The sequence below is a fragment of the Deinococcus roseus genome, from assembly GCF_014646895.1.
Classification (GTDB): Bacteria; Deinococcota; Deinococci; order Deinococcales; family Deinococcaceae; genus Deinococcus_C; species Deinococcus_C roseus.
The window spans coordinates 13,155-39,231 of the sequence record NZ_BMOD01000036.1; the positions used below are offsets into that span (position 1 = coordinate 13,155).

38 protein-coding genes and 1 tRNA gene are annotated in these 26,077 nt (G+C 55.1%); 25 read left to right on the top strand and 14 right to left on the bottom strand.

Going from position 1 to position 26,077, the window contains the following annotated elements:
* The first annotated feature begins 2 nt into the window (after positions 1-2).
* Genes IEY52_RS24135 through IEY52_RS24225 form a run of 19 tightly spaced genes read left to right on the top strand, consistent with a single transcriptional unit; the run spans position 3 to position 9,109 of the window.
* Positions 3-581: a M23 family metallopeptidase gene (locus IEY52_RS24135; protein WP_189008381.1), complete on the top strand. Its 579-nt coding sequence runs from the start codon at positions 3-5 to the stop codon at positions 579-581.
* Positions 578-724, top strand: coding sequence for a hypothetical protein (locus IEY52_RS24140; protein ID WP_189008384.1), 147 nt, complete (start codon positions 578-580; stop codon positions 722-724). Before IEY52_RS24135 ends, IEY52_RS24140 begins: the two co-directional genes overlap by 4 nt.
* On the top strand, positions 724-1,467 hold the full coding sequence (locus IEY52_RS24145; RefSeq protein ID WP_189008387.1) for a type IV secretory system conjugative DNA transfer family protein: 744 nt from the start codon (positions 724-726) through the stop codon (positions 1,465-1,467). The genes IEY52_RS24140 and IEY52_RS24145 overlap by 1 nt, the downstream gene beginning before the upstream one ends.
* A gap of 11 nt (positions 1,468-1,478) precedes the next feature.
* Positions 1,479-1,616, top strand: coding sequence for a hypothetical protein (locus IEY52_RS24150; protein WP_189008390.1), 138 nt, complete (start codon positions 1,479-1,481; stop codon positions 1,614-1,616).
* A gap of 9 nt (positions 1,617-1,625) precedes the next feature.
* A complete protein-coding gene (locus IEY52_RS24155; protein WP_189008393.1) occupies positions 1,626-2,024 on the top strand; it encodes a hypothetical protein in 399 nt (132 codons plus the stop codon).
* Positions 2,025-2,038: 14 nt separating this feature from the next.
* Positions 2,039-2,527: a hypothetical protein gene (locus tag IEY52_RS24160; protein WP_189008396.1), complete on the top strand. Its 489-nt coding sequence runs from the start codon at positions 2,039-2,041 to the stop codon at positions 2,525-2,527.
* Between the two features lie 14 nt (positions 2,528-2,541).
* Complete coding sequence (locus IEY52_RS24165) at positions 2,542-3,315, top strand: hypothetical protein (protein WP_189008399.1); 774 nt, start codon at positions 2,542-2,544, stop codon at positions 3,313-3,315.
* A gap of 11 nt (positions 3,316-3,326) precedes the next feature.
* Complete coding sequence (locus IEY52_RS24170) at positions 3,327-3,566, top strand: hypothetical protein (protein ID WP_189008403.1); 240 nt, start codon at positions 3,327-3,329, stop codon at positions 3,564-3,566.
* On the top strand, positions 3,566-3,835 hold the full coding sequence (locus IEY52_RS24175; RefSeq protein ID WP_189008406.1) for a hypothetical protein: 270 nt from the start codon (positions 3,566-3,568) through the stop codon (positions 3,833-3,835). The genes IEY52_RS24170 and IEY52_RS24175 overlap by 1 nt, the downstream gene beginning before the upstream one ends.
* A gap of 1 nt (position 3,836) precedes the next feature.
* Positions 3,837-4,661, top strand: coding sequence for a hypothetical protein (locus tag IEY52_RS24180; RefSeq protein ID WP_189008409.1), 825 nt, complete (start codon positions 3,837-3,839; stop codon positions 4,659-4,661).
* Between the two features lie 10 nt (positions 4,662-4,671).
* Complete coding sequence (locus IEY52_RS24185) at positions 4,672-5,088, top strand: hypothetical protein (RefSeq protein WP_189008412.1); 417 nt, start codon at positions 4,672-4,674, stop codon at positions 5,086-5,088.
* Positions 5,089-5,090: 2 nt separating this feature from the next.
* Positions 5,091-5,261 carry a hypothetical protein gene (locus tag IEY52_RS24190; RefSeq protein WP_189008415.1) on the top strand — a complete coding sequence of 57 codons (171 nt, stop codon included), beginning with the start codon at positions 5,091-5,093 and terminating at the stop codon, positions 5,259-5,261.
* Positions 5,261-5,449 (top strand): hypothetical protein, encoded by a 189-nt coding sequence (locus IEY52_RS24195; protein WP_189008418.1) that lies wholly within the window; start codon positions 5,261-5,263, stop codon positions 5,447-5,449. Before IEY52_RS24190 ends, IEY52_RS24195 begins: the two co-directional genes overlap by 1 nt.
* The gene (locus IEY52_RS24200; RefSeq protein WP_189008421.1) at positions 5,449-5,934 is read left to right on the top strand and encodes a hypothetical protein; all 486 of its coding nucleotides are present in this window, start codon (positions 5,449-5,451) and stop codon (positions 5,932-5,934) included. Before IEY52_RS24195 ends, IEY52_RS24200 begins: the two co-directional genes overlap by 1 nt.
* A gap of 11 nt (positions 5,935-5,945) precedes the next feature.
* Positions 5,946-6,914, top strand: a complete 969-nt coding sequence (locus IEY52_RS24205) for a hypothetical protein (protein WP_189008424.1) — start codon at positions 5,946-5,948, stop codon at positions 6,912-6,914.
* Positions 6,905-7,894: a hypothetical protein gene (locus IEY52_RS24210; protein ID WP_189008427.1), complete on the top strand. Its 990-nt coding sequence runs from the start codon at positions 6,905-6,907 to the stop codon at positions 7,892-7,894. The genes IEY52_RS24205 and IEY52_RS24210 overlap by 10 nt, the downstream gene beginning before the upstream one ends.
* A complete protein-coding gene (locus IEY52_RS24215) occupies positions 7,891-8,145 on the top strand; it encodes a hypothetical protein (RefSeq protein WP_189008429.1) in 255 nt (84 codons plus the stop codon). Before IEY52_RS24210 ends, IEY52_RS24215 begins: the two co-directional genes overlap by 4 nt.
* A complete protein-coding gene (locus IEY52_RS24220) occupies positions 8,142-8,411 on the top strand; it encodes a hypothetical protein (RefSeq protein ID WP_189008432.1) in 270 nt (89 codons plus the stop codon). The genes IEY52_RS24215 and IEY52_RS24220 overlap by 4 nt, the downstream gene beginning before the upstream one ends.
* Before the next feature lie 5 nt (positions 8,412-8,416).
* Positions 8,417-9,109: a hypothetical protein gene (locus IEY52_RS24225; RefSeq protein WP_189008436.1), complete on the top strand. Its 693-nt coding sequence runs from the start codon at positions 8,417-8,419 to the stop codon at positions 9,107-9,109.
* 191 nt (positions 9,110-9,300) lie between these two features.
* Here IEY52_RS24225 and IEY52_RS24230 read toward each other — a convergent pair whose 3' ends face one another.
* Together IEY52_RS24230 and IEY52_RS24235 are read right to left on the bottom strand one after the other, a co-directional pair.
* Entirely contained in the window at positions 9,301-9,921 is a 621-nt protein-coding gene (locus tag IEY52_RS24230) for a hypothetical protein (protein WP_189008440.1), read from the bottom strand.
* 165 nt (positions 9,922-10,086) lie between these two features.
* A tRNA-Lys gene (locus IEY52_RS24235) sits at positions 10,087-10,162 on the bottom strand.
* Positions 10,163-10,515: 353 nt separating this feature from the next.
* Here IEY52_RS24235 and IEY52_RS24240 point away from each other — a divergent pair.
* The 3 genes from IEY52_RS24240 to IEY52_RS24250 all read left to right on the top strand — a co-directional run bounded on the left by IEY52_RS24240 (position 10,516) and on the right by IEY52_RS24250 (position 11,534).
* On the top strand, positions 10,516-10,659 hold the full coding sequence (locus tag IEY52_RS24240; RefSeq protein WP_189008443.1) for a hypothetical protein: 144 nt from the start codon (positions 10,516-10,518) through the stop codon (positions 10,657-10,659).
* Between the two features lie 177 nt (positions 10,660-10,836).
* On the top strand, positions 10,837-11,145 hold the full coding sequence (locus tag IEY52_RS24245; protein WP_189008446.1) for a hypothetical protein: 309 nt from the start codon (positions 10,837-10,839) through the stop codon (positions 11,143-11,145).
* Positions 11,146-11,186: 41 nt separating this feature from the next.
* Positions 11,187-11,534, top strand: coding sequence for an arsenate reductase family protein (locus tag IEY52_RS24250; RefSeq protein ID WP_229684954.1), 348 nt, complete (start codon positions 11,187-11,189; stop codon positions 11,532-11,534).
* A 16-nt stretch (positions 11,535-11,550) separates the two neighbouring features.
* Here the strand turns inward: IEY52_RS24250 and IEY52_RS24255 are convergent, their stop codons facing one another.
* The 7 genes from IEY52_RS24255 to IEY52_RS24285 form a co-directional block, all read right to left on the bottom strand.
* Complete coding sequence (locus IEY52_RS24255; RefSeq protein WP_189008449.1) at positions 11,551-12,819, bottom strand: amidase; 1,269 nt, start codon at positions 12,817-12,819, stop codon at positions 11,551-11,553.
* A 107-nt stretch (positions 12,820-12,926) separates the two neighbouring features.
* The gene (locus IEY52_RS24260; RefSeq protein ID WP_229684955.1) at positions 12,927-13,598 is read right to left on the bottom strand and encodes an outer membrane lipoprotein carrier protein LolA; all 672 of its coding nucleotides are present in this window, start codon (positions 13,596-13,598) and stop codon (positions 12,927-12,929) included.
* Between the two features lie 56 nt (positions 13,599-13,654).
* Positions 13,655-14,572: a hypothetical protein gene (locus IEY52_RS24265; protein WP_189008452.1), complete on the bottom strand. Its 918-nt coding sequence runs from the start codon at positions 14,570-14,572 to the stop codon at positions 13,655-13,657.
* Between the two features lie 217 nt (positions 14,573-14,789).
* On the bottom strand, positions 14,790-16,691 hold the full coding sequence (locus IEY52_RS24270; protein WP_189008456.1) for a DUF4900 domain-containing protein: 1,902 nt from the start codon (positions 16,689-16,691) through the stop codon (positions 14,790-14,792).
* Positions 16,688-17,566 (bottom strand): prepilin-type N-terminal cleavage/methylation domain-containing protein, encoded by an 879-nt coding sequence (locus IEY52_RS24275; protein WP_189008460.1) that lies wholly within the window; start codon positions 17,564-17,566, stop codon positions 16,688-16,690. The genes IEY52_RS24270 and IEY52_RS24275 overlap by 4 nt, the downstream gene beginning before the upstream one ends.
* Positions 17,566-18,003: a type IV pilus modification PilV family protein gene (locus IEY52_RS24280; protein ID WP_189008464.1), complete on the bottom strand. Its 438-nt coding sequence runs from the start codon at positions 18,001-18,003 to the stop codon at positions 17,566-17,568. Before IEY52_RS24280 ends, IEY52_RS24275 begins: the two co-directional genes overlap by 1 nt.
* Positions 18,003-18,443, bottom strand: a complete 441-nt coding sequence (locus IEY52_RS24285; protein ID WP_189008467.1) for a hypothetical protein — start codon at positions 18,441-18,443, stop codon at positions 18,003-18,005. Before IEY52_RS24285 ends, IEY52_RS24280 begins: the two co-directional genes overlap by 1 nt.
* Positions 18,444-18,524: 81 nt before the next feature.
* Here IEY52_RS24285 and IEY52_RS24290 point away from each other — a divergent pair, with 81 nt between their 5' ends.
* The 3 genes from IEY52_RS24290 to IEY52_RS24300 all read left to right on the top strand — a co-directional run bounded on the left by IEY52_RS24290 (position 18,525) and on the right by IEY52_RS24300 (position 20,762).
* The gene (locus IEY52_RS24290) at positions 18,525-19,094 is read left to right on the top strand and encodes a hypothetical protein (RefSeq protein ID WP_189008469.1); all 570 of its coding nucleotides are present in this window, start codon (positions 18,525-18,527) and stop codon (positions 19,092-19,094) included.
* Between the two features lie 9 nt (positions 19,095-19,103).
* Positions 19,104-19,547, top strand: a complete 444-nt coding sequence (locus IEY52_RS24295; RefSeq protein WP_189008472.1) for an LEA/WHy family protein — start codon at positions 19,104-19,106, stop codon at positions 19,545-19,547.
* 63 nt (positions 19,548-19,610) lie between these two features.
* Positions 19,611-20,762, top strand: a complete 1,152-nt coding sequence (locus IEY52_RS24300; RefSeq protein WP_189008475.1) for an amidase — start codon at positions 19,611-19,613, stop codon at positions 20,760-20,762.
* A gap of 107 nt (positions 20,763-20,869) precedes the next feature.
* Here the strand turns inward: IEY52_RS24300 and IEY52_RS24305 are convergent, their stop codons facing one another.
* The 5 genes from IEY52_RS24305 to IEY52_RS24325 form a co-directional block, all read right to left on the bottom strand.
* Entirely contained in the window at positions 20,870-22,261 is a 1,392-nt protein-coding gene (locus IEY52_RS24305) for a glycosyltransferase family 2 protein (protein ID WP_189008480.1), read from the bottom strand.
* 27 nt (positions 22,262-22,288) lie between these two features.
* Entirely contained in the window at positions 22,289-23,464 is a 1,176-nt protein-coding gene (locus IEY52_RS24310) for a HEAT repeat domain-containing protein (protein ID WP_189008483.1), read from the bottom strand.
* Positions 23,443-23,826, bottom strand: coding sequence for a response regulator transcription factor (locus IEY52_RS24315; RefSeq protein ID WP_189008485.1), 384 nt, complete (start codon positions 23,824-23,826; stop codon positions 23,443-23,445). Before IEY52_RS24315 ends, IEY52_RS24310 begins: the two co-directional genes overlap by 22 nt.
* A gap of 127 nt (positions 23,827-23,953) precedes the next feature.
* The gene (gene miaB, locus IEY52_RS24320; RefSeq protein ID WP_189008488.1) at positions 23,954-25,306 is read right to left on the bottom strand and encodes a tRNA (N6-isopentenyl adenosine(37)-C2)-methylthiotransferase MiaB; all 1,353 of its coding nucleotides are present in this window, start codon (positions 25,304-25,306) and stop codon (positions 23,954-23,956) included.
* A gap of 107 nt (positions 25,307-25,413) precedes the next feature.
* A complete protein-coding gene (locus tag IEY52_RS24325; RefSeq protein ID WP_189008491.1) occupies positions 25,414-25,890 on the bottom strand; it encodes a DinB family protein in 477 nt (158 codons plus the stop codon).
* Positions 25,891-26,077 lie beyond the last annotated feature (187 nt).

Genomic DNA, 26,077 nt, shown 5'->3' on the forward strand with positions numbered 1-26,077 from the left:
ACATGCCTAAAATCGTGCATCCCGTCAAAGATCCCAAACGCCTCAAACGGGGCCTGATCACCAAGTTTTTGGTGGACACCGTTTATCTCGCCCAGCAAGGCACCCCCTGCTATCCCATTGGTGGACAGGGCTTTCACACAGGTTGGGATCTCAACGGTGCTGGCGGAGGTGACTCCGATCTGGGAATGCCTGTAGGGTGCATCTCTGATGGGGTGGTCTCTGAGATCGTGCGCAACAATGGCCCACTGTGGGGAAACATCGTCATTGTGTGGCACCCCCACCTGGACCGCTGGAGCCGTTACGCCCACCTGAAAGACATCCAGTGTGCTGTTGGGCAGGAGCTGCAGGCCGGGGAACAACTGGGCACCATCGGCAAGGGCTACAACGGAACAGCCTTTGCTGCCCATCTGCACCTGGACATCATCAAGAAAAAGCTGCCCACCCCCACGTACTGGAACGGCAGCGGCTCCCTGCAGATCCTCAAAAGCAACGTTCAGACCTACTTCGAGAACCCCAAAGTGTTCTTTGCTCGGTATGGCCTGATTGACTTTGAATCTGTCAGCTCTGGGTGCAGGTTATGAAGCGCTGGGAATTCATTTTGCTCAGCACCCTGGCTTGCTTTGGTGTGCTGTCTCTGATCCATCCTCCTGTGGTGATCAGAGAGCGGGTGATCCTTTTGGCCCCAGAGCCAGAACCTGCAGAACCTGAAGAGGTGCAGGAGTAATGGCAGGCGGTCAATCCCCGGTCTTTGCCTGCATCGGGCAGATGGGATCTGGCAAGTCCCATTACGTGCGGGAACTGATCAAGTCCTACCAGAACCCCACCCCCAAATACCTCTTTCTGGTGGTGCTGAACACCTCAAAAGAGTTCAGTGAATTCTGTGCCCACAAGGAACGCTTCAACAAGGACCGCCTCAAGGCCACCTACACCCCAGAGGCCCTGAAAGCCCTGATCCAGCACTACGGCTCTGTTCACTTTGAGGTGCCCAACTTTGGGCAACCCCTGAAACCTTTCCTGAGTGCCTTGTATCAGGCCATTTTTGAACTGGGCGAATACGAAGCAGACGGGTGCAGGGTGCTGTTCGTAACCGATGAAACGCCCACCTTCTTCAACAAGATGATGTACAGCCTTGAGGCCAACATTCTCTGCACCGAGAGCCGCAAATACGGCATTCACATGGTCTTTGCCTTCCAGAAAATTGCCTCCACCAGCGTCTACACCATTCACCAGATGGTGCTGAATGCCGTCAACATCTGGGCCATCTTCCCCACCACGGAAGTGAACAACCGCAAGCACATCGAAGCCACGCTTTCTGCTTCCATCCCGGATCCGGGCCTGCTGGCCATGCCCATCAAAGACAGGGCAGGACCGGAGTACATCGTGATTGACCGACTTCATAACCGGATGGGTGTCGTCCGACGCAGACCAGACAACACCAGGTTTTTTGAAGAACTCAGAGCCGTGTGAGGTGGTGAGACATGAAGCTCAGTGAACACGACAGCAAAGCAGCCGCCAAAAGTGCAGCAGACAAGGCCAGAAAGACCCACAACAGCGTGATTTATTTCCAGAGGCCCAGCACAGGCAAATGGGAAGTGCGTGCAGGAAAGAAAAAGTGAGGTAACACCATGATCAACCAGAATCAACTGCTCTCCAAACCGGATGGAAACATCATGGGTCTCCTGCAGGATCCTCGCCTCTCTGCAACTGCAGTGGGTGCTGTGATCGGTGCTGCAGTCGAAAAGACCGCCTACACCAGCAACCGGGCCATGTTCGGGGTGGCTTCCCGTGACTCCAGCGGGAACGTGGTCTATTACCGCGCAGACTCTGCTGGAAAGGCCACCAGCACCATTGACGCAAAACTGGGCACCAACCGCCAACTGTTGCGCCTGGGAATCATGGTCGGTGCAGTGGCGTGCATTGAGTATGTCCCTGACAAGTCCGGTCTGCTGCAGTACGGCTGTCTGGGTGCTGCTTCCGTTGCGGCTGCCCACTTCATTCAAGAATTCTTCCCTGCCCTCAGGTAAAGGAGCAAACCCACATGGCCAGATCCCGCAACATCACCATTTCCAGCGAAAACAGCTCAGATGTCGTCACCCTCACCGCCAACATTGCCAATGTGCGCACTGAAATCTTCCGCTACAAAGTGCCCAAAGGCAGCACCATCACCATTCCCAACGCCACCGAACTGAAAAACGGCATTGCAAAAGGCGTTCACTTCATCACCGAACTGAAAGATGTGTCAAATAACAAAATTCCCGGGGGCAGCAAGCTGGTCTTCGGAGTGCTTGGTCCTGCAGACGAGTTTGAAACCAACCTGCGTGCTCTCCCTTACAGCCCCTGGAGGCAACTCAGCACCGACCAACAGCGCAATGACGACTACAAGACCCAACTGGTGGCTGCTGCAGACCTCAACGTTCCTGGGATCACCCTGCGGGAAGGGGAAATGCTGGTGATCAGCCTGATTTCCACCACTGCCATCAACTGGAACAACAGCTACTTCGAGATCATGGCACAAGAACTCAACTAAGGAGCGACTGAAACATGTTTCCAAACCTTCTGAACATTGCTTTGGCCCTCGGAGCCAGTCGCTCCACTGTGTTCACCCAACCTGATTTTAAGGTTGGCACACAGCAGACGGGCATCCTCTCCCCCATCGCCTACCTGGAAGTGCCCAAAGGCCACTTGTACGCTCTGAAAGGGCAGATTCCTTTCACCATGTACATCATGGCCAAGTACGAATTTGCCATTGCCACAGATTCAGATGTGGTTCACACCGTGGAGCTGGCTCCTCAGGGAGGTGCTTTCAGCAAGAGCACCAGACCTGCACCCACCCTGCCTGCACAGAATCACCCTGACATCCGGGCCTACATCTCCAGCAACGGCGGCACCACCTGGACGCAAACCAACGTTCTGAACATTGACTACGACGATGAATCGGTCAACATCACCAAACTGGCCGGGACCAACCGCATCAAGGTTTACTACCTGACCAGCAAAGGCACCCTGACCATTTCTGCACAGCGTCCTGCAGGATCAGATGCCATCGGTCTGAAGATCTTTGATGCACCTCTTCGCAAGCTGCATGAAGTGGACCAAACCAACATCCGCAGTGCTGTGGTCCTGGGCAGCCGTGACGTGTTCATCCTGCCTGAGGACTGGCGGCTGTTCATCAACGTGAAGTCTCCAGTGCCCATTGAGTGGTCTGTAGAAGCAGGCCACGAGTTGGCCCTGAATGCCTTTACCCAACCCATCAAAGTGCTGGACGCTCAAGCCCTGAACGCCAAGGCTGAAGAGATTCTGCGCGGCGGCTTCTAAGGAGGTTTTTCATGGACCTGTTGGGCGCTCTGATCGGCATTGTTCCCACCGTGGCAAAAGGTCTGTTCCCTGATCAGACCGCCATTGCTCAAGCAAATGCGCAAGCCTCTGCAGCACAGGCTGCTGCTCAAGCCCAGATTGAACACGACAAAATTCAGGCCAAAGCCAACGAGAAATACGTCATGTATGGCCTGATCGGGGTGGGTGTGCTGGCTGCTGGACTGGTCGCTTTCAAACTGGTGCAGGACTGATGAAAACCAAAAAGCTCCTCGGGATCACCCTGTTCCTTGGGGTGCTGGGTGCAGGAGGGTACGCCGCCTGGCGTGTCCTCTTGCAAGGGCAATACAAGAAACCCATCGGTGGGGTTTTGATTCCTGACCATGCAAACCCAGATCTGCCCAGAGTCACGGTGGGGATCAGCACGGGCTACCCGATCAGCCAACTCAAAGACACAGGAACGGTCAACACCGAATACATCGGGGAAAACTGGGCTTTCACTCCCATCCTAAAGGACTGGTGACATGGGCAAAAACGACACAACAATGACCATCCTGCTCACCCTTTCCGGTGTGGCTGCTCTGGGAGGTGTGGGCTTCCTCGCCTACAAAGCCCTCCACAAACCTGCAGGATCACCAGCAGGGGTGCAGGTCTCTCCTGCAGGAAACGTGGCCACCTCTCCAACCGCTGGAGCACCTGGCAGTGCAAGCAACCCCATCATGACCGCCAACCCTGGATTCTCGAATCCTGCACAGGGCAGCTACACCCTCTCAGACAAGCCTGCAGACATTCAGGCTGAGATCCTGCGCAAAATTCAGGAACAGAACGAGCGGGAAGCCTTGCAGCGCAAAAACGACAAAATTTTTGAGCTGAAGCAGCAACTTAATCAATGCCAGAACGAACTGAAACGCCTGATTGACCAGTGCAACAACATTGATGGTCAGTCTGTGCCTCAGGAGCTGGTGGAAGCCATCAAATCCCGTCATGTGTCTGACTGCGAAGCAAACACCACTTGGATTTTCAGACCTGCATGCGGCACCAAACGCGACCTTTCAGAAGGCTACGACAAGATCCTGGATGACGAATGGCGCAAAAGGAAAGCTGACCTGAAACGTCCACTGCTGACCAAAATGTCAGAGCTGGACAGCCTTCAGATGAACCTGATCGGCAACCTCAAGGCCCTTGGTGTGGACATTCCCAAAGTGAACCCTGTGCCCGGTGGTGAAGGCACTTCTGCCGCCACCAGTGCTGCAGGCAGCACCTCCAGTTCTGGCCTGCTCAGTCAGTTTCTGAATGGCGGCGGTTCCTACAGCCTCACCGGGGGCAAACCTCCGGTCTACCTCTCCTAAGGAGTCTGAAATGTCCCAAGAATTCTCTGTGACAAACCAACTGCAGCCTTTTTACAGCGTGGATGACCTCAAAAATCAGGCCACTGCCAACAAAACCCAGGACTTTGGCGTTCACTGGACGCTGGGAGGCTCTGGCAGCACCAGTGGGACAGGCACCCTGATCGGAGGCAGCAGCGGTACAGGCTCTGATTTCGGGGTCAGTGTCGGGGGGAACTTACACATTCCCACCGCTGATGAGCTGTTCCCTCTGACGGGTGGCTCTGGCAGCACCAGCACCTCTGGAAGCCCCAGCGGGACCACCAGCACCAACAAGCCTGCTTCTGCAGCCCTGCAGCAATACATGCCCTGGATCCTCGGGATCGGTGGGGTAGCCCTGCTGGGTGTCGGTGTGTCTGTCCTGTTCGGTGAAAAGAAAGGCAAGAAGTAAACATGGAGAAGCCCAAAGAACTGGTCAGACAAGGCTTTTATCAGGGGATCGGGCAAAGTGCCGTGTGGCTTCTGGTGTCTGCTGCAGGCTTCGCACTGGGCTACCATCTGGTGCCCAAGGATGCAGGCAAAAAGCCCTGTGGCTGCGGTGGCAACTGTGGAGGCAGCAAATAATGGAATACATTGACCTCCTGCAAAAATTCGGGGCCTTTGGTCTGGTGGCGTGGTTCATGGTGCAAAGTGTCTCCAAACTTGGCCCCATCATTGAGCGCAACACCCAGGCCATTGAACGAAACACGGTGGTGCTGGAACGGTTCATGGCCCAGACTGGCGTGCGTCCTGATGTGAAAGAGGCTGCCTGATGTTCCCTGGCTTACAGCAGCTTCTGGCACGCATTCCTGAATTCGAGCACACCCTGAAGTGCTCGTTTCAGGAGACCATGCAGGCCATCAAAGCGGTGTACGGTGCTGCTGCCCGAACTTCACGCATTCTGGAACAGGAATATGGGGTGATTCCTGTAGACACCACCCCTGCAGGAACCCGGTATGGTGCCCGGAACCTCACCCAGTTGCCCCTGATCTATGACACCTACGAAACACCTGCGACCACCAGACAGACCCTGCAGTTTGAGTCAGACAACCAGAACCGCCTGATCAGCCGGGGTTACTACAGCAACATGGGAGACAACCCCATCCGGGTCATTCTGCTGGACCAGCAAGGCATGCCCGGGAAACCCCATGTGCTGCTGCCCGGAACCACCATCAATGTGTCTTGCTACCTCAAAGGCATGATGCTGGAACCTGTCACCCCTGAGGATGAAATCAAGTACCAGGTGCTGGTGCAGTAAGGGGATGGGCCATGCTGGAATTCAAAATCAAGCTCTATTCAGCAGGCCCCTGGAACGTCCTTGAAGATGCAAGGTGTTGGGGGCCGCTCACCCTGGCAACAGTGGGAAACGGAACCTATCAGGAGCTTTTCGGGGCCATCTGGCGCATCACCTGGGACCGCAAACGCGGCCTGATCCTGCAGCAAAAACAAGGCTCTGACTTCCAAGAAGTGGAACCAGACGAACCCCTGCCTGTCCTCCCAAATCGGGCCAGGCACATTTCACTTGCCTTTGACCAGGCAGCCCGTCCGGTGCTTGCCTATGAACTGGATCAGGTGATTCACGTCCGTCAGTGGAACCCTGTCAGTCACCAGTACACTTACCAGCAGGTGGATGGTCTGGATCCGGTCTTGTTGATGGACGCGCACCTGCATTACTTCACCCCTGACAGTGACGTGTTGTTGTACTGCCTGGACCTGGAACGCCTGCACCTGCAGGTCAGCCACCAGCGCAACACCTACCAGGACCAAACGCAGGTCAGCACCCTGCAGCTTCCTGCTTTTCTGGATCAGGTGGCTGCTTACCCTTACATGTCCCGGATCCTGCTGCATGACCACAAAGGTGCAGAAGTGCGCTTTGTCAGCCCGCTTTACCCTTACCGTGCAGAGGACACCTTAAGTGTGACTGCTGCAGCCTCTGGTGACTGGGACACCGTAGGTTATGCCTTCGCTGCAGGTGATCTGCTCACCTTCTCCGGTGGCCCAGCAACAGGCCTCTGGAACATTGCAAACTATGCCTTCTCTGCAGCAGACACCCTGAGCATCGCAGGTGGCCCAGCAACAGGCCTCTGGGATTCTTTGGTGATTCCCTACAGTGCAGCAGACAGCATGGCTGTTTCGGGCAGTCCTGCAACAGGCCTCTGGGACTCCCCAGGAATTGGGTACACGGCAGGCGACACCCTGACCGTCACGGGAACAATTGCAGGAGGCACATGGACATAACCATCCCCATCAATGTGGGTCTGTCAGGTCGGGCCATCTTTGAAGTGATTGACCTGCAGACTGGACTTGTCGAGCACGTCCATGAGCAGCACAACATGATCCTGGACAGTGGTTTAGAGGCTTTCGGCTCTACTTCTTCAGTATCAGGCACGTCAGGCAGCATGACCTACCTCAATTGGGGCCAGTGGCGCACCTACTTTGCAGTGGGCACAGGTTCCACCGCTCCAGCAGTGGGTCAAACCACCCTGACCAATCAGGTGGTGATTCAGGGAGACACAGGCGGCTTCCAATCAGAGCAGAGCGAAGTCTACAGTTATGACGCTATCAACGGCTACTACAAAGCCACCATCACACAGGTCAGGGTCATCAATTTTGTTGCCAGCTACAACCTCACAGAATGGGGTTTGGCAAAAGCAGCCACAGGTTCACTGTCCATCAGAGAGCTTTTTAGGGACGGCAGCAACAACCCAACCACCATTGCAGTGGCCAGTGGGAAGCAGTTGAAACTGACCCACATTTTGACCCTCACCCTGCCCAACACCTTGGGTGCAGTCAGTTTTGATTTGACGGGATTGGGCACACAAAGCGGGAACGGTGGTTTTTGGGCCACATCCACAGGGATTGCAACCCTGTTTCAAGAATTGCTGACAACCTCTGGCAGTTTCAAAGTGGCTTTTCATGCCACTGATATTGCTTTGCCAACTGCCAACCAGGTGGGCACATGGTTCTTCAGCTCTGTGGGTTACAACCACGGCACCACAGATACCTATGTGGGCAACTCCCGCAAGATCACCAAGCGGATTGCCCTCACGACTGCACAGGCAAACATGACCATGCGGGAAATGGTGCTCGGGTCGAACATCATCACCAGTGCAAATATAGCCAGTGGATTCATTTTCAAATGGACCACGCCACTGATCAAAACTGCATCCAACACGGTGACTTTTGTCATTGATGTCAACTTCACCAGGGGGCCATGATGTACCGACACACCTTCAACATTTTCCTGCTCCGCAAAGATGACACTGAAGAGAACATCGGTTCTGTGCCTCTGGACCATGAACTGCAGCAGGTGGATTTGAGCATTCAGGCCATGCAGACTGCTGCAGCAAGCATGCTGGCAACACCCCTCACAGGGATGATCCAGTTTCAGGCGTGCATCTTTCCGACTGCAGATGTGCGGGGCTTCCGTGCAGTCTGCCTGAAGATCGAGGAGGTACCAGAAACATGATCCTGCCAGGCGCATATGACAGCACTGGGCATGTGGTCCCGGATCCGGTGGACCTGCCCCATGTGGTGCTGAAACTGCCCCTTCCTGCAGGCCTGGTGCTGAATCATTTCTATGGGTCTGCAAAAGGCATGCAGGCCACCCTGGACGATCTGAACGCCTTTGTGTATTTCAAACGGGGTGGCTGGGAAACCAAGAACAGGCACAGCATGCAAAAGATCCGTTCCATGCACGGAAACGAGGATTCGGGATGGAAAGACCAAAGGTAAAAACGGTGCTAGTGATTGTGGGCCTGCTGCTTCTCACCAGTGCCTGCACACCTGCTGCCGTCCGTACCGTGAAGAAGGTCAAAGCAAAACAGGCATCCAAGAAAGCCCCTGCAGATCTGGACGTTGCAGACACCACCCCTGCAGTGTCCTGGGACCGTTTTGCTTTGATAGATGCGACAGATGCAGCCTTGAAGAAAGAGGGCTGCAAATTGAACGCCCTGGAACGCAGAAAGCTGGCTGTGTCTCTGGCTGTGGTGGCCCATGAAGAAAGCTACCCTCTGGATTTTCTTTTGGGCCATGTGTTTGCTGAGCACCCTTCAACAGACCTGACTCCCAACCGCGCAGGAGCCATAGGACCGCTCCAGATGACCGCCATTGCTTGCAAGAGTGTAGGCGAATACTATCCGCCCCAGAGCTTGGATGCTGCGGTCAGGGCAGGCATCAAATACATGAAGCAACTCAGGCATGGCCAGTCTGCAGCAAAGAACAGCCTGAAAAACACCCTCCGCATGTATGGCATGGGGCCAGGGGGATTTTCCACTTACCTGCAGGACGGGTGTAGCCGTCCGTGCGGCACCTATCCCCTATCGGTGTGGGCTTCAGAGTGCGGGTGTACGGCTTACGTTTACACAGACCGGGTGCTGGGGATCGCCAGAAGGCACCCTGAGCTGCACACCCAGAAATGGAATGCGTGGTGAAATGAAAAAGAAGCTGAGCAGGGCAGAGAGCATCATGGTCACAGGGTTCATTGTTGTGGGACTGGCCAACATCTTGGGGGCCGTTTTTATCACTCGGGAGCTGGCCAAAGCAAACAGGACGCTGAATACTGCCGAAAATAGCATTACTACTGCCACAAATTCTATAAAAGGCTTAATAAGAGTCAATTAAACTATTTCTTGTAATGAGATATAATCCTATATATAAATCTGATATAATTAGGCATTAGATAATCACTAGAATCTAATACTACATCTATAACATCGTTAATATTTTCTTTGCGTTTTTCAATTATTTTACACTCCAATATTTTACCCTCTACCTGAATATCACTCTCCAAGGATTCTTCATTACACAGCAAGGAAATAGTAAAGCTATCTCCTTGATCTAAGTCGCTAAAATCAATGATGATAGATTTATTCTGCCTGATAGGATTAATACCCAGATTATTGTCTTCAAATCCCAAATCGTACAAAATTCCATTCTTCAAAACAACCCTAAAGGGGTCGTTTTTTCTAATATCGTTTTTTCTTATAGCATCTCTCCCTATGACAACGAAATTGACATTAATAATTTTTAGACTTTGTATATTTTCTCCGTTCATAAGAACCTGAATATTCGCAAAGTTTCCTATTTCTTTACTAATAATATTCAAAGAATCTATGCTATATACTATAGCCTTGAATCTCTTGGTGGTGTGATAAGCGTATATAGTAACTCCCAGAGATATAAAGCCTACTAACCAACCAGTCAGTGAAACCCAAGGGTTTGTCATAAAATCAAGTAAGGTCACAGCAGAATACTACCACAAAGCGTTTAGTATTTAATACAATTCAACGTCGTGGATGGAAGCTAGATTGGTATACCATTGTTGCAAGATTGTTGTATTTGGGTCTTTTGTTGCAAGATTAGACCTAATGACAAAAGCAAGAACCCCCGTCCAGGACGGGGGTTTCTGTGGTGGGTTGTGTAGGGCTCGAACCTACGACCCAGTGATTAAAAGTCACTTGCTCTACCGACTGAGCTAACAACCCATTTCGTGCTGTGCCTTTTCTTGCGCAGCGACAGAAAGTATACGCAGAATTTTCAGCAATGTCAACACCCACACCTCCACATTCCACACACCGCAGTCGTTCACATTCCAGACAGCAAAAAAACCTCTGGTCTTTTCAAGCCGCAAGTGTCTGAACCGGGTACAAAATGTGAATCTTCATGTTGGGTTGCCCAGACCACCGTCCATCAGAACACCTTCAGCAACGTTCAGAAGTGGTTCAGGCGTCTTCAGGGGATTTTCAGTCTTCATGAGTAACCTTAAGGCAGGTCAATAAATGACCCCGACGCAAGAGTCAAACACCCATCTCTTCGCATCAAGGAAAAGGAGGCACACATGCTGTTCGTACTTTCACTGGGAATCGGTCTGGTCTGCGGAAGCCTGCTCCTTGGCCTGGTGCTCTTGATTGACCGCCTGACCACACCTGCCACCAGAACCCCCGAAAAACAACCTGTCTTCCTGAAAACTGTTCTGGATTAAGACCGTTCTGGATTGATAGATGGGACGAATTGAACTTCTGATTCTGCACCTCCAAACGAGGCTCCGTACCTCTCCTTGATCCCTCCCCTGCCTGCAACAGTGGGAGGGATTGCGCGTTTTGGGGCCTGTGTTTCAAATTGAACAGAATTCTGTGGTCAGATTTTTTACCATGAAGGCATGGAATTCTCTCAGCACACCATCGGTCAACTGCAGGCCCACACCCAGCAGCACGTGACGCAGCAAGGCTTTCCATACAAGGTGACCGGCACCGGAGGAGGCCGCCACACCATTGATGTCACACTCATGGACCCTGCCGCCCACCCGGCCAGAGGGATTGTTTTGCGCCTCACCGAGGATTTTCTGCGGTTCAGCGACCAGCACCGGGTTTTTGAGGTGCTGGAACAGCAGGCCAGTTACTTCTGCAAGCAAGGTCTGCAAGAACAGGAAGGAGACAATTTTCCCGTCATCCTGATCCGGGCCCCTTAAAACCATCCCCTCAAAGCCACAGCCTCGGGTAAACTGGCTCTGTGGAAGTACAGATTTTTGGAATCAAGAAATCCCAGGACACCCGCAAGGCAGAGCGTTTCTTCAAAGAGCGCAAAGTGAAGATCCATCAGGTGGACCTGGAGGTGCGCCCCATCGCCAAAGGGGAACTGGCCCGTTTCACCCAGAAAGCGGGTGGTCTGCTGGGTCTGATCGACACAAACAGCAAGACCTACCAGAAAAAAGGGCTGGAGTTCATGAAGCTTTCCGAGGAACGCTGGCTGGAACTGGTGCAGGACAACCCAGACCTGCTGATTTTGCCTCTGGTGCGTTTCGGTCAGAAAGTGACCATTGGGGCAGATGAGGCCACCTGGAAAAGCTGGATGGAATGAATCACTGAAGCAAAAGTCACTGCAGCCATCGGGCCACCTGAAACAACTGGTCTTCCCTCCAGGGTTTTGCCACAAGCTGCACCCCGATGGGAAAACCGTCTGCGGTCTTGCCACAAGGCACACTCAGGGAGGGCCATCCCAGCAGGCTGCAAGTGGCGGTGTAGGCCACGCTGCCAGAGGGCTCACTGTGGGGCCTTGCAGGCTGATCTGAGATGGGGCAGAGGATCAGGTCTGCATCTGTCATCCACTGCATCCAGGTGCGCCTGAAGTGGTCCCACCTGAAGTACAGTTCGCCCACTTCCTCTCCTGAGAGGGATCCAGGCTCCCAGGGCTCCCAGTGGTCTGCCTGTCTGGATTCTGTGGTCTGCCAGTACCTGTGGGTGAGGGGCATCACCTGGTCCAGCAAGGGAGGTTCACAGCTTTCCAGCTGCAAGCCTGCGTGTTGCAACTGGTTGACCGCATCCTGCAAAGCTGCTGCGATGTCCGGGTGCAGGGCGTGCTCAGGATGGTGGCTGTACCAGAGCACTTTCAGGTCTGCCGGTGCGGTTTCTGCAAAAGACAGTGGAACAGGTGGTGTCGTGTGGTCCAGACCATCTGGTCCACTGATCAACTGGTAGGCCAGTTCAATGTCCCTGAGGCTGCGGGCCATGGGGCCAATCACGGTTCGAGGGTCAATCAGGGCGGCAATAGGTGGAAAATGCCCGGTGATGGGCACCCTGCCAGAGGTGGGCCTCAACCCGTAAATCCCACACACGTGCGCCGGTTGCCGGATGCTGCCTCCAGAGTCGCTGCCCAGGCCCAGAGGACTGCCACAGGCCGCGATGAGTGCCGCTTCTCCACTGCTGGACCCTGTGGGGCTGTAGTCCGGGTTCAGGGGATGGTTGGTCTTGCCGTAAACCGGACTGTCTGCGGTGACGGTGGTTTTGGCCAGCACAATGGCTCCAGCGGCCCGGAGTCTTGCCACACTGCTGGCATCCATTGCAGGTCTGCGTTCCAGGTGCTCTGGCATGTTTCCGGCACAGGGCAACCCTGCCACATCGATCCAATCTTTGATGGTGATGGGCACCCCGTGCAGTGGCCCTCTGGAATGCCCCTGGGCCGTTTCCCTGTCCCGCATTCTGGCTTCTTCCAGGGCCTGCATGTAACCTTCAAAAGCCACTGCATTGAGTCGGGGCTGCAAGGCCCGCTGCTTTTCAATGAAAGCCTGCACCACAGCTTCCGAAGTCCATGCTCCATCCTGTATGCCTGCGGCCAGGGCCGTTGCGTCCAGCAAAGTCAAATCCATGTGAACCCACTGTAAAACATCTGTGCTGGGTCTGGCCTCCGGGGAATGGCGTAGGGCTGGAAACCAAAACAGGAGAGCTGTTGCTCTCCTGCAGGTGTTTCCGGGTTTTATTTCTTGATGATCTGGGCGTCTTTGGGCAGGCTTTTCAGGGCAGCAGCTTTCAGGCCACTGTTGGTTTTCCAGGTGGTGAAGTTCAGGTCTGCCAGCACCTTGCCTTTGCTGTCCAGGGCCTGCATTTTCAGGGGCCGCCAGCCGTTTTCGGTGATGGTCACGCGGGTGCGCGTGAATCCCAGGTCCTGCTCTCTGGGGGTGGCCTCGATCACGTAGACTTTGCCGTCTTTGGCGGTGTCGGTGCTGAGCAGTTTCAGGGTGAATTTGTCTTTGCCCAGTTCCGTGGAGAAATCTGCGAACCTGGTGAAGTCAAAACTGAACCCTTCCAGACGGGCTTTCTTGGCGCTCTGCACCGTCACCTGGTTGGTGAGGAACAGGTAGTTGGAAACGGTGTTCTTGTCGATCACCACCACATTGTCTGCCAGGGCATCCGGGGCATTGAAGTTGATGCGGGTGAGGTTGAGGGAAGGGATGGTCTGGATGTCCAGGTCGATGCTCTGGGATCCGTTGTCCAGTTCGGCCTTGCCCACCACTTTGATGGTGACGTCCTTGACGGCTTTCTGGCTGGCCTGCACTTTGCCCATGATGTCATCGGCGGTCTGGGCCAATGCGGTCTGGGCAAAGGCAGCAGAGCCCATCAGCAGAACGGTAAACAGCACTCTTTTCATGGTCTTAGTCTGCTTTCCTGAGAGGTGAGAAGTCTTTTAAGCGCGTAAACGAACATTCACTCATTCAGTTCGTCTTCAGCTGGTTCTTCGGGTTCGGGGTCCAGGGTGAACTTGTAACTGGCCTGAAAGGCATATCCTCCTTCCGTGAAATAAGCCGCAAAGTCAAGGTGCCCATTTTGCATTGGAGTGGTGGTTTCCAGCCCATAACGGAAAGGGAAAGTGGCATCCCGGTAAGGTTCGTAAGCAGCAAAAACCTTCACATCGCTGTCGAAGAAGTCCTCAATCTGGTAGGTGGCCACGGTGACTTTGCCTCCCCACACGAACTGGTTTCCACGCAGTCCGGCCAGGGCATCCAGGGTGAGGGTGGAATTGTCGTCCCGCCAGGTCAGCCCTGCAGTTCCTCCGAACACATTTCCTTTGTCGGTGTTTTGCCAGAGTGCAGCAAAGCGGTATTCGTTCTGGCTTTCCCGGAATTGCGCTCCGGCCTGAAAGCGGTTTTCTGTGCCAAACCCGCCTTCTGTGGTGAGGGCCCACTGGCGGTCCAGGCGGTATTTGCCATCCAGTTGCATGCCAAACCCTGTACGGTCTGTTTCGGGGGTCAGCGAGAAAGCCGGGTACTGGTCAAAGTAGGACAGGGAGGCTGTGCCGTAGTGGGCCTGCAGGTTCACGGTGGCCTTGCTGCCCAGCACCCCGCTGAGTTTGCCTTCAATGCGGTAATGCTGGCTCCAGGCATAGCGGGTTTTCAGGCTTGCCGTCAGGTTGCCTGCCACCCCCAGATCAAACGTGGTGTCTGCACCGAGCCAGAGGGCCTGGTCGCTGGCTCCTGCCAGCAGTGTGGTGCTGTCTCCCACGGCAAACTGGCTGAGTTCCACATGGAAACGGGGGCAGGTGCAGGTGATTCCGCCTCCCAGTTCCAGATCAGTGGCGCGGGCCATGGGAACCAACAGCATGAGGGTCAAGAGGATTTTGCGCATGGTGCCTCCATATGCATGCAAGTACTTACTTGCATTCTAGCAGAAATTCTTGAAAAGACAATTCACCGGACAGGTGCATGGATCCCGTTGCAGCACAATCAGAGCTTAGCGGTTTTTTCACTGCAACAGCATGAGATTTTGCCCAGAAAAGCACAGAACCAGAGGACATGCCCCTGGTTCTGTGCGCCACGCTGGCTTTGAAGTGCTTTGAGGTGCTTTACTGCTCTTTGATCCCATATCCTTTGGTGAAAACCGCCGTGACTTCATCGTTGGGGGTGGTGGGAAAGTAAGGAGGGGACATCCCCTGCAAGAGCCGCTGGTCATAGGTGAAAGAGCGCTTGAAACCTGTCCCACCCGTGGTGCCCACAGGACCATAGTAGTTCTCGATCACGCCGCCCAGCAGGTTGATGGCTCCACGGTCCAGACCACTGTTGTAGCTTTCCACATTGAATTCACCGGTGCTGCTCATCACCACGCCCTGAATGGTCACATCGTTGGGGGCATGGTCCAGCTTCTGGGTGGCCGTGCAGGAGGTGGAAGACACACAGCTGGATTGACTGGCCACAGAAACACTGCCGTTCTGGCTGTAAATGCCCAGGATGTTGTCTGCACCCAGATTGTTGCAGGTGGCCGTCTGAATGGTGCCGTTGGCAGCACGGGCAAGGCTGCCACTGCAGGGGGTGTCCTCATATTTGAGGTCCCGATTGATGCGGATGTTGCCATCCGAGGCCACAGTGATCTGGGCAAAAGAGGCCAGTGCAGCGGGAGCTGTAGCAGGCGTGGTTCCAGTGCGATCTGGCCCTCCCAGGCGGCTGAACGCTGTGGCATAAACCACACCATTAAAAGAAGTGGCGGCTGCCCAGGAATTGGTGGCAGTGCCCCATGTGGTGGTGGTGCTGGTGTTTTTCTGTTTCACCATCTGGCCGTTGACCATGGTGATGCGCCAGGTTTCACAGACCGCCGTGTTGCTGGTCTTGCAGGTCTGGATGTACTGCGCGGTGGCAGCAACGCCTGTTGCAGGCGCTGCACCGTTTGCATCGGCAGCCCACATCTTGAGGGTTCTGCTTTCAGCATAGTAAATGCCATCCGCCTGGGCTGCAGCTTGCTGGTTGGAACTGTTGGTGGGCATGGGAATGTAAGAAGCATTGAAATCAATGCCTTTGACCAGTTCAGGACACACCTGATATTGCACACAGTTGGAGCTGTTGGTGCCTCCAGAAAAAGCAGTGTTGGCCACAGACGCTGCCTGTGTTCCCGAAGGAATTTTCACGCTGGGTGTCTGGGTGGTGCAGGTGGAATTGTTGCACCCAGCAGAAGTCACATAAGAACCAAAGTAGGGCGTTCCGGTGGAGAAGTAGAACTTGCCGTTGGTGTGCACTGGTCCGTCATAGAGGATGTTGTTGGTGAACACCACATCGCTGCCTGCAGCACTCTGGTGAACGTTGGTGAAGAGGCCAAAACGGGCAAAAGAACTGCGACCCACCTGAAACTGGTACTCACCGAGCAGGGTGGTCAGGCGTTTGGACTTGCCTTTGTTGCCTGTCACCACCACCAGGTAAGGCAGGCTGTAGGTCTGGTTTGCCACACTTCCTGTTCCGTTGCGGGGAGCGCCTTCCACAAAACGCCCTGGAGGCAAACTGATGTTGGAAGGGATGGCCTGCCCACAAGCGGTGGCCGTAAAGTGCACCCGAATGTTGATGGTGGCTTTGTCCACAAAAGTGGGGGTGCCGCTGCAAAATGCAGTGTCTGCAAATCCCTGCAAACGGGTTTTCACAATGGCCAGATCGGTGTCCACTGTGGCCGCATCTGGTACGGTGCCTGTCCCTGTGCCATAAGACCAGCGGCTGGTGGAATGGCTGGTGGTCATCACTGCCTGAGTGAGGTCATTGCGGATGGTGCCCTTCAGGGCTTTGGTCACCATGTTCTGTCCACTGTAAGAAGCCAGGGTGGCAGCAGACATCTTCATGGAATCTCCTGACGACTGGATCTGTTGCATGGAACGGGTGGCAAGCAGTCCCAGGCAGGCCAGCACCAGGGCCATGGAAAGCAGCACAGAGATCAAAGCCACACCCTGGTTGTGCCGTCTTTGTTCAGGTTGAGAGCAGGTGTCTTCAATCATACGCACTCCGTGTAAGAGGTGATGTTCAGGCCAGTGGGCGAAATCAGGTTGACGGTGTTGCTGATGGTCTGGGTTTTGCCGTTCTCGGTCATGCCCACCAGCAGGTTGATTCGGCGCAGTGCAGAAGTGGTCACCGGGCTCCCTGCATTGGTCACCAGAGCACCACTGAAGGTGGTGCTGGTGGTTTCAACTCCAGTGGTGGTGTTCACATAGGTGTAGCTCAGGGCAAAGTTGGAAATGCCCCAGGCCAGAATGGTTTCTGGGTTGGCACCCCGTTTTTCATACAGGATTTTGGCTGCGCTGTCGTAGCGGTAACCCACCGGGGTCACCAGAGAAAGGGTGGCAGATGCTCCAGAAAGGACATTTTGGCATCCTGTGTGGGTGAACACCTGGCTGGTGCTGGTGCTGGTGGCCGCCGTGGTGCGCAACAGGCGGGCACTGGATCCGCTGAGCAACACCAGGTAAGAGTTGGCTGCCACTGCGGAGAGGGTCCCTGTGTAAGTAGACACTGTGGTGGCTGTGGAGAAACCAGCGGCATCAATCACACCAATGCCTGCCACCGTGTTGCCCGAGGTGGCCACTGGACTGAGAACACTGATCTGGCTGGCATTGGGAGCGTAAGGCTGGCTTGCCACCACTCCAAAAGCGGTAGAGCGCAATTCCTGGGTCACCATTTCCGCAAGACGCCTTACGGCATCATGGGCATTGATGCGGCCCTGCACATCGGTGGAGGTTTTGCTGATGGTCTGTACAAAATTGAAGAGGGAAACCAGCAACATCCCCATGATGGCCATGGCAAGCAGCAATTCCAGCAAGGTGAAACCCTGCTCGCTGCGCTGTTTGGTGTTCTTTCCTACAGCAGACAGGCGGCGCATCAGGTTCCCTCCGGAGCAGCCATGTAGGTGGTCACACAGGTCCTGGTCTTCCAGCACACCCTGATCTGATACTGAAGATAGGTGTTGCTGCTGTATGTCACGTTGGTGGTGGCAGTGACAACTGCAGTCAGGTTGGTGGTGTTCTGAAAACCCATGCCCTGCAGACCACTGGCTGTAAAAGTGCGAGAGGTCTGACCTGATGCAGGCAACACCAGCGAATCTCCAGCCAGAATTCTTCTTCCCATGCCCATGACAATCTGGTTCATCTGGTTGCGCTGCCCCACCTGAAAATCACTTTGATAGGTGCTGACCGCCAGATTGCTGGTGGCCACCATCAGGATCAACAGCAGTGAAAACGCAAACAACACTTCAACCAGGGTGAAACCTGCTTCCCTGGAATCTTGCTGTTTTGAGGGTGTTTTGCTGAACCTGTCCATCATTGCCACCTCGTCTGTCCGATGCCACTGACCAGCAGGGTTTTGTCTTTGCTGTTCACCTTCATGCTCAGCGAACTGGCTGCACTGGAAAACGAAACTCGACCTGTGGTATCAAAATTGATGCTTTGTGATGTGCCCAGTCCTGTGGTGATTTTGTCCACCGTCAGGGTGCGCATCACTGTGGTGCCGTTCTTCAGGGTGGCCACTCCACTTGCCACCGTCAGGGTGAGGGGCAAACTGCGACTGGTTGCCATGGTTGCAGCATCCCGGATCATGGTTCTGAATTGCTCAGCCTGTGCCTGCGAGGCAATTCTTTTGGTGCTCTGGGAATAACCCACAGCCCCAATGCGAGCAATGATGCCAATGATGGCGATCGTCACGAGAACCTGGAGCAGGGTCATCCCCTGCTGGGAACGTCTTCGATGGGATTTTCTGCTCATGTTTCTCTCCTTGGGTTCAGGCAAGCACCCTGTGATTCAGACAAAGACCTTCCAGTCCTCCCATCCAGCTGGAAGGGAGGTTTGAGGCAATGGATTGTTGAGAAAAGGGAAGAAATTTTCTGGTGCGGGCTTCTGGAATGGAAGCACCACTGTCTTGATTTTAAATCGGACAGACCACCCATTTCTTATACAAAAATATTAAGCAGCATTTACAATTTCTTAGGGAACTTTCCGAACAAATGTCTGCAGGCACCCTGTTCCCGCCTTTATCATAACCCTACAAACCTGACACAAACCTTAATCACATTCCCTTTACAAAGGCAAAAATCCACTGTTGCACTTGCCACATTCTCCATGATTTCTCCATGTTCAGGCCACCAGAAAAAACAAGGTTACAAAAACAAAATAAGCCATTTTAAAGAATTTGCCTTATTTTGTTCAAAAAAGCAGCATCTTTCCATCCAAAAGGCTTTCTTGCCTTTTGACAACACATTTGCACCTTTTCACCCTCTGACACATGCAACTTTTCAAAAACAGCTTGACATGAATCTTCGTCAGAATTCAGTCATGTTTGTAACAAGTTCGCCAGAAGCCAATGAAGGCTGGCAAGACTGGCTTCACCCCGCAGCCTGCCTCATCAAAAAACCCTAAACTTCAAGAATGATCCGTCTGCACTTCTGGCCCCTGCTGGCCCTGCTCACCTGCTGCACGCCTTCTCCTCCAGGGCTCACCCGCATTCCAGACTTCCAGGTGCTGCAATCCCAGGTCACCGACCTGCACCACGCGCTGGAAGTGCAGGTGACCGTCCAGGTGCACAACCCCAATCCTTTTCCGATCACCCTGAAAAATGTTTCTGGGCAGTGGATTGTGGATGGCATCAACAGCCTCCAGGGGACACTGCCTGACCTTCAGGTGCCTGCCAGCAGTGAAAGCACCCCCACTTTCAAGACCCAGGTGCCAAAGCCTTCAAATTTCAATCCTTCCCGCACCCACACCTTCCGGTTTGATGGCCTTTACCTGCTGGTTTCTGGCACACAGCAGGCAGCCATTCAGGAATACACCCTTTTTCAGGGAACATTCAAAACCATCGAACACCAGCACTGAGACCAGCACTGAACTCCAACTTCTGCCCTGCTGCCAGAAGCCGAATTTGTTATGCTGAACCCTATGGACATGGACCATCACGCCTGGGCCTTCAAGCCTGCAGAACCCCTGCAAAAAAGCAGCACCGGGCTTCTCAAGGGGCTCACTTTCAGTGTCAAGGACCTCATCGGCGTTTCCCCGTGGCCCCTGAAGGCCAGCACCCATGCTCCCCTGCCCCATGTTCCAGACAACCCGGTCACCCAGAAACTGCTGCTGGCCGGAGCCCTGCTGGTTGGCAAAACCCACCTGCATGAAATTGCCCTGGGGATCATGGGCATGAATCCCGTGGCCGGACAGGCCCTCAATCCGCTGTCTCCCAACCGCATTTCAGGTGGGAGCAGCAGTGGCGCAGCCATCACTGTGGCCACCCGCGAATGTGATTTTGCGCTGGGCACCGATACCGGAGGCAGCATTCGCATTCCAGCGGCCCTGTGCGGGGTGTATGGCTTCAAGCCCACCCACAACCTGTACAGCACCCAGGGGGTTTTGCCCCTCAGCCCCACCTGTGACCATCTGGGCACTTTTGCCCGCAGCATCAACATGATCCAGCAGGTGCACCAGGCCATTCTGGGAGAAAGGCCCCTGCATGTCTCCTGGAAAGGCGTGAAGGTGGGTTTGTGGAGCATCAAGAACTGGGTGACCCCGGAAGTGTGGGAAACCACCGAGAATTTCTCCCACAAGCTGCAACGGCTGGGGGCCAGTGTGGAGGTCTTCGATTTTCAGGTGCCTGCAGGCACCTACAGCACCATTGTGCTGGCAGAAGCGGCCTTCATTCACCGGGCCGCCCTGGAGCGGGAAGAGGCGGGTTTCGGAGAGGGCACCCTGGCTTTGTTGCAGCAGGGGAAAACCATCCCGGCTGTGCAATACCTTGCCGCCATGAAAGAACGGGACATGGTGCTGCAGGACCTCAAAGGCCTGTTCCACCGTTACGATGTCCTGATTGCCCCCACCGTTCCCAGCATTGCCCCTTTGCTGGGTGAGGACACCCTGGACCTGCCAGAAGGCAAAATCCCCATGAGGCAGGCCTTCCTGAGGATCACCAATCCCTGGAGCCTGCTGGGCATTCCCGTGGTCAGTGTGCCCCTCCCTTTGCGCGGCCTGAGCATCGGGGTGCAAGTGATGCTGCCCCAGGGGGAAGATGCAAGGCTGCTGGGGCTGTGTGCTGAGCTGGGGTGACGCCCCTCACCTCGCTTGAAGTGGGCTGCACCACTTCTCCGCTTTCCTCTCCCAGTGGGAGAGGAAAGTGAAGGATCGAACAGAGTGAAACCCAAACGTGGTGAGGGTCAACGCGTGATTTTCTGCCGGGTCATGGAGCCCCACTGGCCTTTTTTGCGGTACAAATCCACGAACGCTTTGACCCGTTCCCAGGCCAGGATCTGGCGGTAGCCCACCTGTTCCACCAGGGTGGCCAGCATGATCTTCAGGCGGTCTTTCTGGCTGGCGTAACGCTTGACCATGAACCCCTCGATGCCCAGGGAAGCCACACTGACCAGCACCCCGTACATCAGGGCCATCACCAGAAAGCCCACTGCAAAGAGGGCATTCAGTTGACCGGTCACAGCCAGATACAGCATGAACACATACCCGAACACCTCGATCAGGGGGGCCAGGGCCTCAAAGAACAGGTAAAAAGGCATGCTGAAAAAGCCAATGCGGCCATACTTGCGATTGAAGAACATCACCCGGTGCCGCCAGAGGGTTTCCAGAAGTCCGCGGTGCCAGCGGTTGCGCTGGCGCTTCAGGGTGCCCCAGTCGTTGGGGACCTGCGTCCAGGCGATGGGGTCCATCATGTAGCGCACGCTGTAAGGGAGGTTCTGTTCACGCATTTCGCGGTGCAAGCGGACCACCAGTTCCATGTCCTCGCCCACCGTGTCGGTGCGGTAACCGCCCACATCCAGCACAGCCCGTCTGGAAAACAGTCCGAAAGCTCCAGAGATGATCAGGAGCACCCCCAACTCGCTGAAAGTGGACCGGCCTGCCAGAAAAGCACGGGTGTACTCCACCACCTGAATGCGCTCCATCCAGCTCTGCGGGGCATGCAGGGTTTCCACCACATCTCCCACAAAATCTGCACCGTTCAGCACACGGATGGTGCCCCCCACGGCCACCAGGGTGTCGTCTTCCAGGAACTGCCTTGCCACCCTGAGGAGGGCCTCGGCTTCCAGCAGGCTGTCGGCATCCACGGCGCAGAACAGCGGTTTGGTGGCGTAAATGATGCCTGCATTGAGGGCATCGGCTTTGCCTCCGTTGGCCTTGTCAATCACCAGCAGATTGGGGTGCTGGGGGCAGCGGTACAGGCCCCGGATGTCCTGGGTGGGCAGCACTTTGGAGGGGTATTCCACGGTGGGCTCCAGATGAAACTCCTCGATCAGGACCTGCATGGTTTTGTCTTTGGAGCCGTCATTGATCACGATGACTTCAAACTCGGGGTACTGCAGGTTCAGAAAAGAGTGCACCGAGGCCACAATGGTGGGTTCCTCGTTGTAACCGGGCACCAGCACGCTGATGGGCTTGTAATACTCCCGTTCCAGATAGGTCTTTAAAATCACCCGCTCTCCCCGGCGGGCCTGCAACACCATCACCCGTGCAGCAATGAGGACACTGACAGCATAAACACTGTTCAGAAAGGCAAAATACATCAGAATCAGCACTTCGAGGATGTTCAGAAAAGTCATGGGGTCACCTGGATGAAAACAGCTTGGTCAGTTGTCCGTCTGCAGCACGAAAAGTTGTTTGGAAGCCATGTCACGGGCGTAACGGTCTGGATGCTCGTAAGCGGCTTTTCTGAGGGTTTGCAGGCCATCCTCACCTTTCTGGGCCAGCACCTCGGCGCTGTTGTGGCGCACCCACCAGGCTTCATCTGAGAGGGCTTCGTACAGCCGCCGGACCGCCCACACGTCGTTGATTCCCGCACAGGCCAGAGCGGCCTGGGAGCGCACATACCACACAGGGTCATTGAGCAATTCAAAAACATCGCTGGCAGCATCTTCTGGAACGTAATGCAGGCTGGAGTACACCCGCAGCACAGCAGACCGGATGTCCGGGTTGCTGTCCCTGAGCAAGGGGAGGCACTCAGGCAGGCATTCCCACAGGCGCAAACGCACCAGGGCGTTCAGGGCACGGAGCTTCATGGGGTAGGGAAAGCGCACCAGGATGTCCTGAATCAATTTGACGGCAGAAGAACCCAGCAGCACCAGCACCTGCTCAATCCAGCCCGAACCAAAACGGTCCAGGTTGAGGAGCCTTTCAAAGGTGACCGCAACGTGGGCAGGTCCCACTTCGGAAAAACCCATCGAGCGGGCCAGCGACAGCAAAGACAGGCGGCGCAACTCTGGATGGGGATGCAGGGAAAATTCCACCAGGGTGGGATGGGTTCTGGGGTCGGCGAGCACAGCCCAGCGTTCCAGCACCCGCACACGGCGCTCCAGCACATTCCAGCCACCCATGGTCTGCTGATCGCGGGCCAGCAAACCGCAGGCATCGTAAATCTCCCGGATCTGGTCTGCAGCTTCCCCTTTCAGGGATTCTTTGAGGAGCATCAGGGTGTCTGCTCCGGCTTCATCCACCTTTGCAGGCAGAGGGGCTTTTTCAAAGAGCACTGCAAACCACACCTCGGACCAGCGCTCCTGTTCAGACTGCACCCGGCGCTGCATGCCCTCGGTATAGGAAAAATACAGGGTTTCATAGAGGGCGGTGAACAGGATGGACACCAGTCCCCCCACCACACACACCGTGAGGACCAGATACACCAGATCTGGCTGGCTGTTGAGCCGGGGGTTGAGGAGCACATAAGAAAGCCAGCCCAGGGTCCCCAGAATCACCACCACAATCAGGGTGGCCAGCAAACTTAAACTGGCTAGGCCGAAACGTCGCCACATGGCATGTACCGTTTGAGTCGGGCCATCAGTTCCTGCGGGCTGAACGGCTTCTGCATGAAATCCACAGCCCCTTCTTCCAGGGCGCGAATCACGCTGCTTTCCTGCTTCATGCCAGAAAGCACCACCACCGGCACATCCCAGGTTTCCTTGACCATACGGATCAGGTCAAAGCCGGTGCCTCCAGGCAAGTTGAGGTCCAGCAGCACCAGATCCACTTTTGACTCCTGTTTGATCTGGTTTTCAGCGGTCTGGAAGCGGTCTGCCATCAACACCTCATAGCCCTGCGAAAGCAGCAGCCGCTGCAACATCATGCGCAGCACCGTTTCATCTTCAATGATCAGAATGCGTCCCTTGTCCGGCAAGCCACTGCACCTCCTCAAGTCTCTCTGTTCATTGTAGGGAAACAGACCCCATAAAAAAACCGCACGCCCCACAAAGAGGCGCACGGCAACAGCAAAAACACCAAAAACAGCAAAGCCTGGACAGGGTTCAGGCAGTCACAGCAGAAGGTTTCACAGGCAAGAGCAGTTCACCCTGGGCATCCACAAAGTTGGCAAACATGCTGTGGGGCGTGGCATGGGACACCCGCACAGTGTAAATGCCTGCCTGTTCATGGTCTGGAACCTTGGGCACAAAGATGGGGTGGTTGCCTCTGGTGTGGCCTTCCAGCAAGCTGGGGTCGGTGGCGTCTCCGCGCAGCAGCACCTCCACATCCTTCCCAACAAAAGCGCTGTTCTTCTTCATGGCCCAGGCTTTCTGGTGTTCGATCAGGCGCTTGAGGCGCTCGATTTTCACTTCACGGGGCAGGTCGTCAAAATGCTTGAAGCTGGGAGTTCCCGGACGGGCACTGTAGGCAAACATGTAAGCCTGGTCGTAACCCACCTCATCAAAGAGGTCGATGGTCTGCTGGAAGTCCTCCTCGGTTTCCCCCGAGAAGCCCACGATGATGTCGGTGGCCAGCACCACATCGGGCATCCATTTTTTGACGGCAGCAATGTGCTCCAGGTACTTCTCGATGGTGTACTCACGGGCCATGCGGCGCAGCACCTTGTTGGAACCGCTTTGCACGGGCAGGTGCACGTAATTGCACACCGCAGGCGTTTCGGCCATGGCCTGGGCCACATCCTCGGTGAAATTCATGGGGTGCGAGGTGGTGAACTTGACCCGCCGGATGCCACTGCTCCCCACCATGCGCAAAAGTTCGGCAAAACTGGGGGTTCCAGGCACCCGCTCTCCCTGGTCGATGCCATAACTGTTCACGTTCTGGCCCAGCAACGTGACTTCCTGCACGCCAGCCGCCAGCAGCATGTCCAGTTCCTTCATGATCAGGTCAGGATGACGGGACACCTGGGGACCCCGGGTGGTGGGCACGATGCAGTAGGTGCAGTGGTGGTCACAGCCACGCATGATGGTCAGGTGGGCCTGCAGTTTCCCCACCGGAGCCGGAGGAATGAAATCATGCAGTTCCTCTTTGAATTGCAGGCTCCAGAAGCGCTTGTTGTTCTCCAGCGCTTTGGAGATGTCCAGAATGGCACCGGGGCCAATCAGCACATCCACCTCGAATTTGCGGGCAATCTGCTGGCCTTCTTCAAGCTGGGCCAGACAGCCCATCATGCCCACCACCAGGTTGCGTTTCTGTTTTTCTTTGCGCAGCAGGCCCAGAACCGTCCGGACCTTGTCCACGGGTTTCCCGCGCACCGCGCAGGTGTTCAGCAGCACCAGATCGGCATGGTCGGGTGAATCCACCATGTCCATGCCCAGGGCCACCAATTGGGATTCCACCAGATGGGTGTCGTACTCGTTCATCTGGCAGCCATATGTGATGATGTGTGCTTTCGCCATGCTCTGCTTGCTCCTCTGGGACCCTTCAGGGTCAACTTTTCCAGTGTACTACACAGGGGATGAGGGGCAAAAAAGAGCAGGATCACATTAAATTGCCGTTCAGCACTTCAGGTCAGGGACTTCAGATCTGTGTCTGGATTCCCGGGATGCGGGTGCCCGATCACCCTTGCCAGAGCCAGAGCCTGACCTTTGTGGTGAAACTCATGGGTGATGGGATGGAGCACCAGCCAGCGTCGGGTGGGCGTGAAAACTTCTCCATCGTCCCAGTCAATGTGGATGGGTTCATCCGGGTGGGTGAAAGCCTCCAGGGCTTCAGCAACAATGGCATCCACACCCTCAAAAACCTCACGCAACTCTGCAGCTGTCTCCGGGTGCAGGCGAGCCACCGGAAGGCCCAGACCCCGGGTGGACAGCCAGACCCTGTAACAGTGGGCGATGTGGGCATAAATGCCCCGCAGGCTGCCATAAGCAAAGTCAGGGCGCTCCTGGACAAACACCTCATGGGGCAAAGCCTCCAGCCAATTCAGCACACCTGCGCGGGTCTCTTTGACCATGGCATAAAAAAGCTTCAGATCTTCGTTCATGCTCCACTATACCTTCAGCAGAAAATTCTGCCACAACAAAACGCTGGAACCCTGCAGATGGTTCTGCAACATTCCAGCGTTGAAATGGCACCTTGAAATGGCACCAAAAAACGAAACCCGGACATTGCTGTCCGGGGTCAGTTTTGATTGGATGGCAAGAAGAAGAAGCTCTAGAGGACGATCCTTA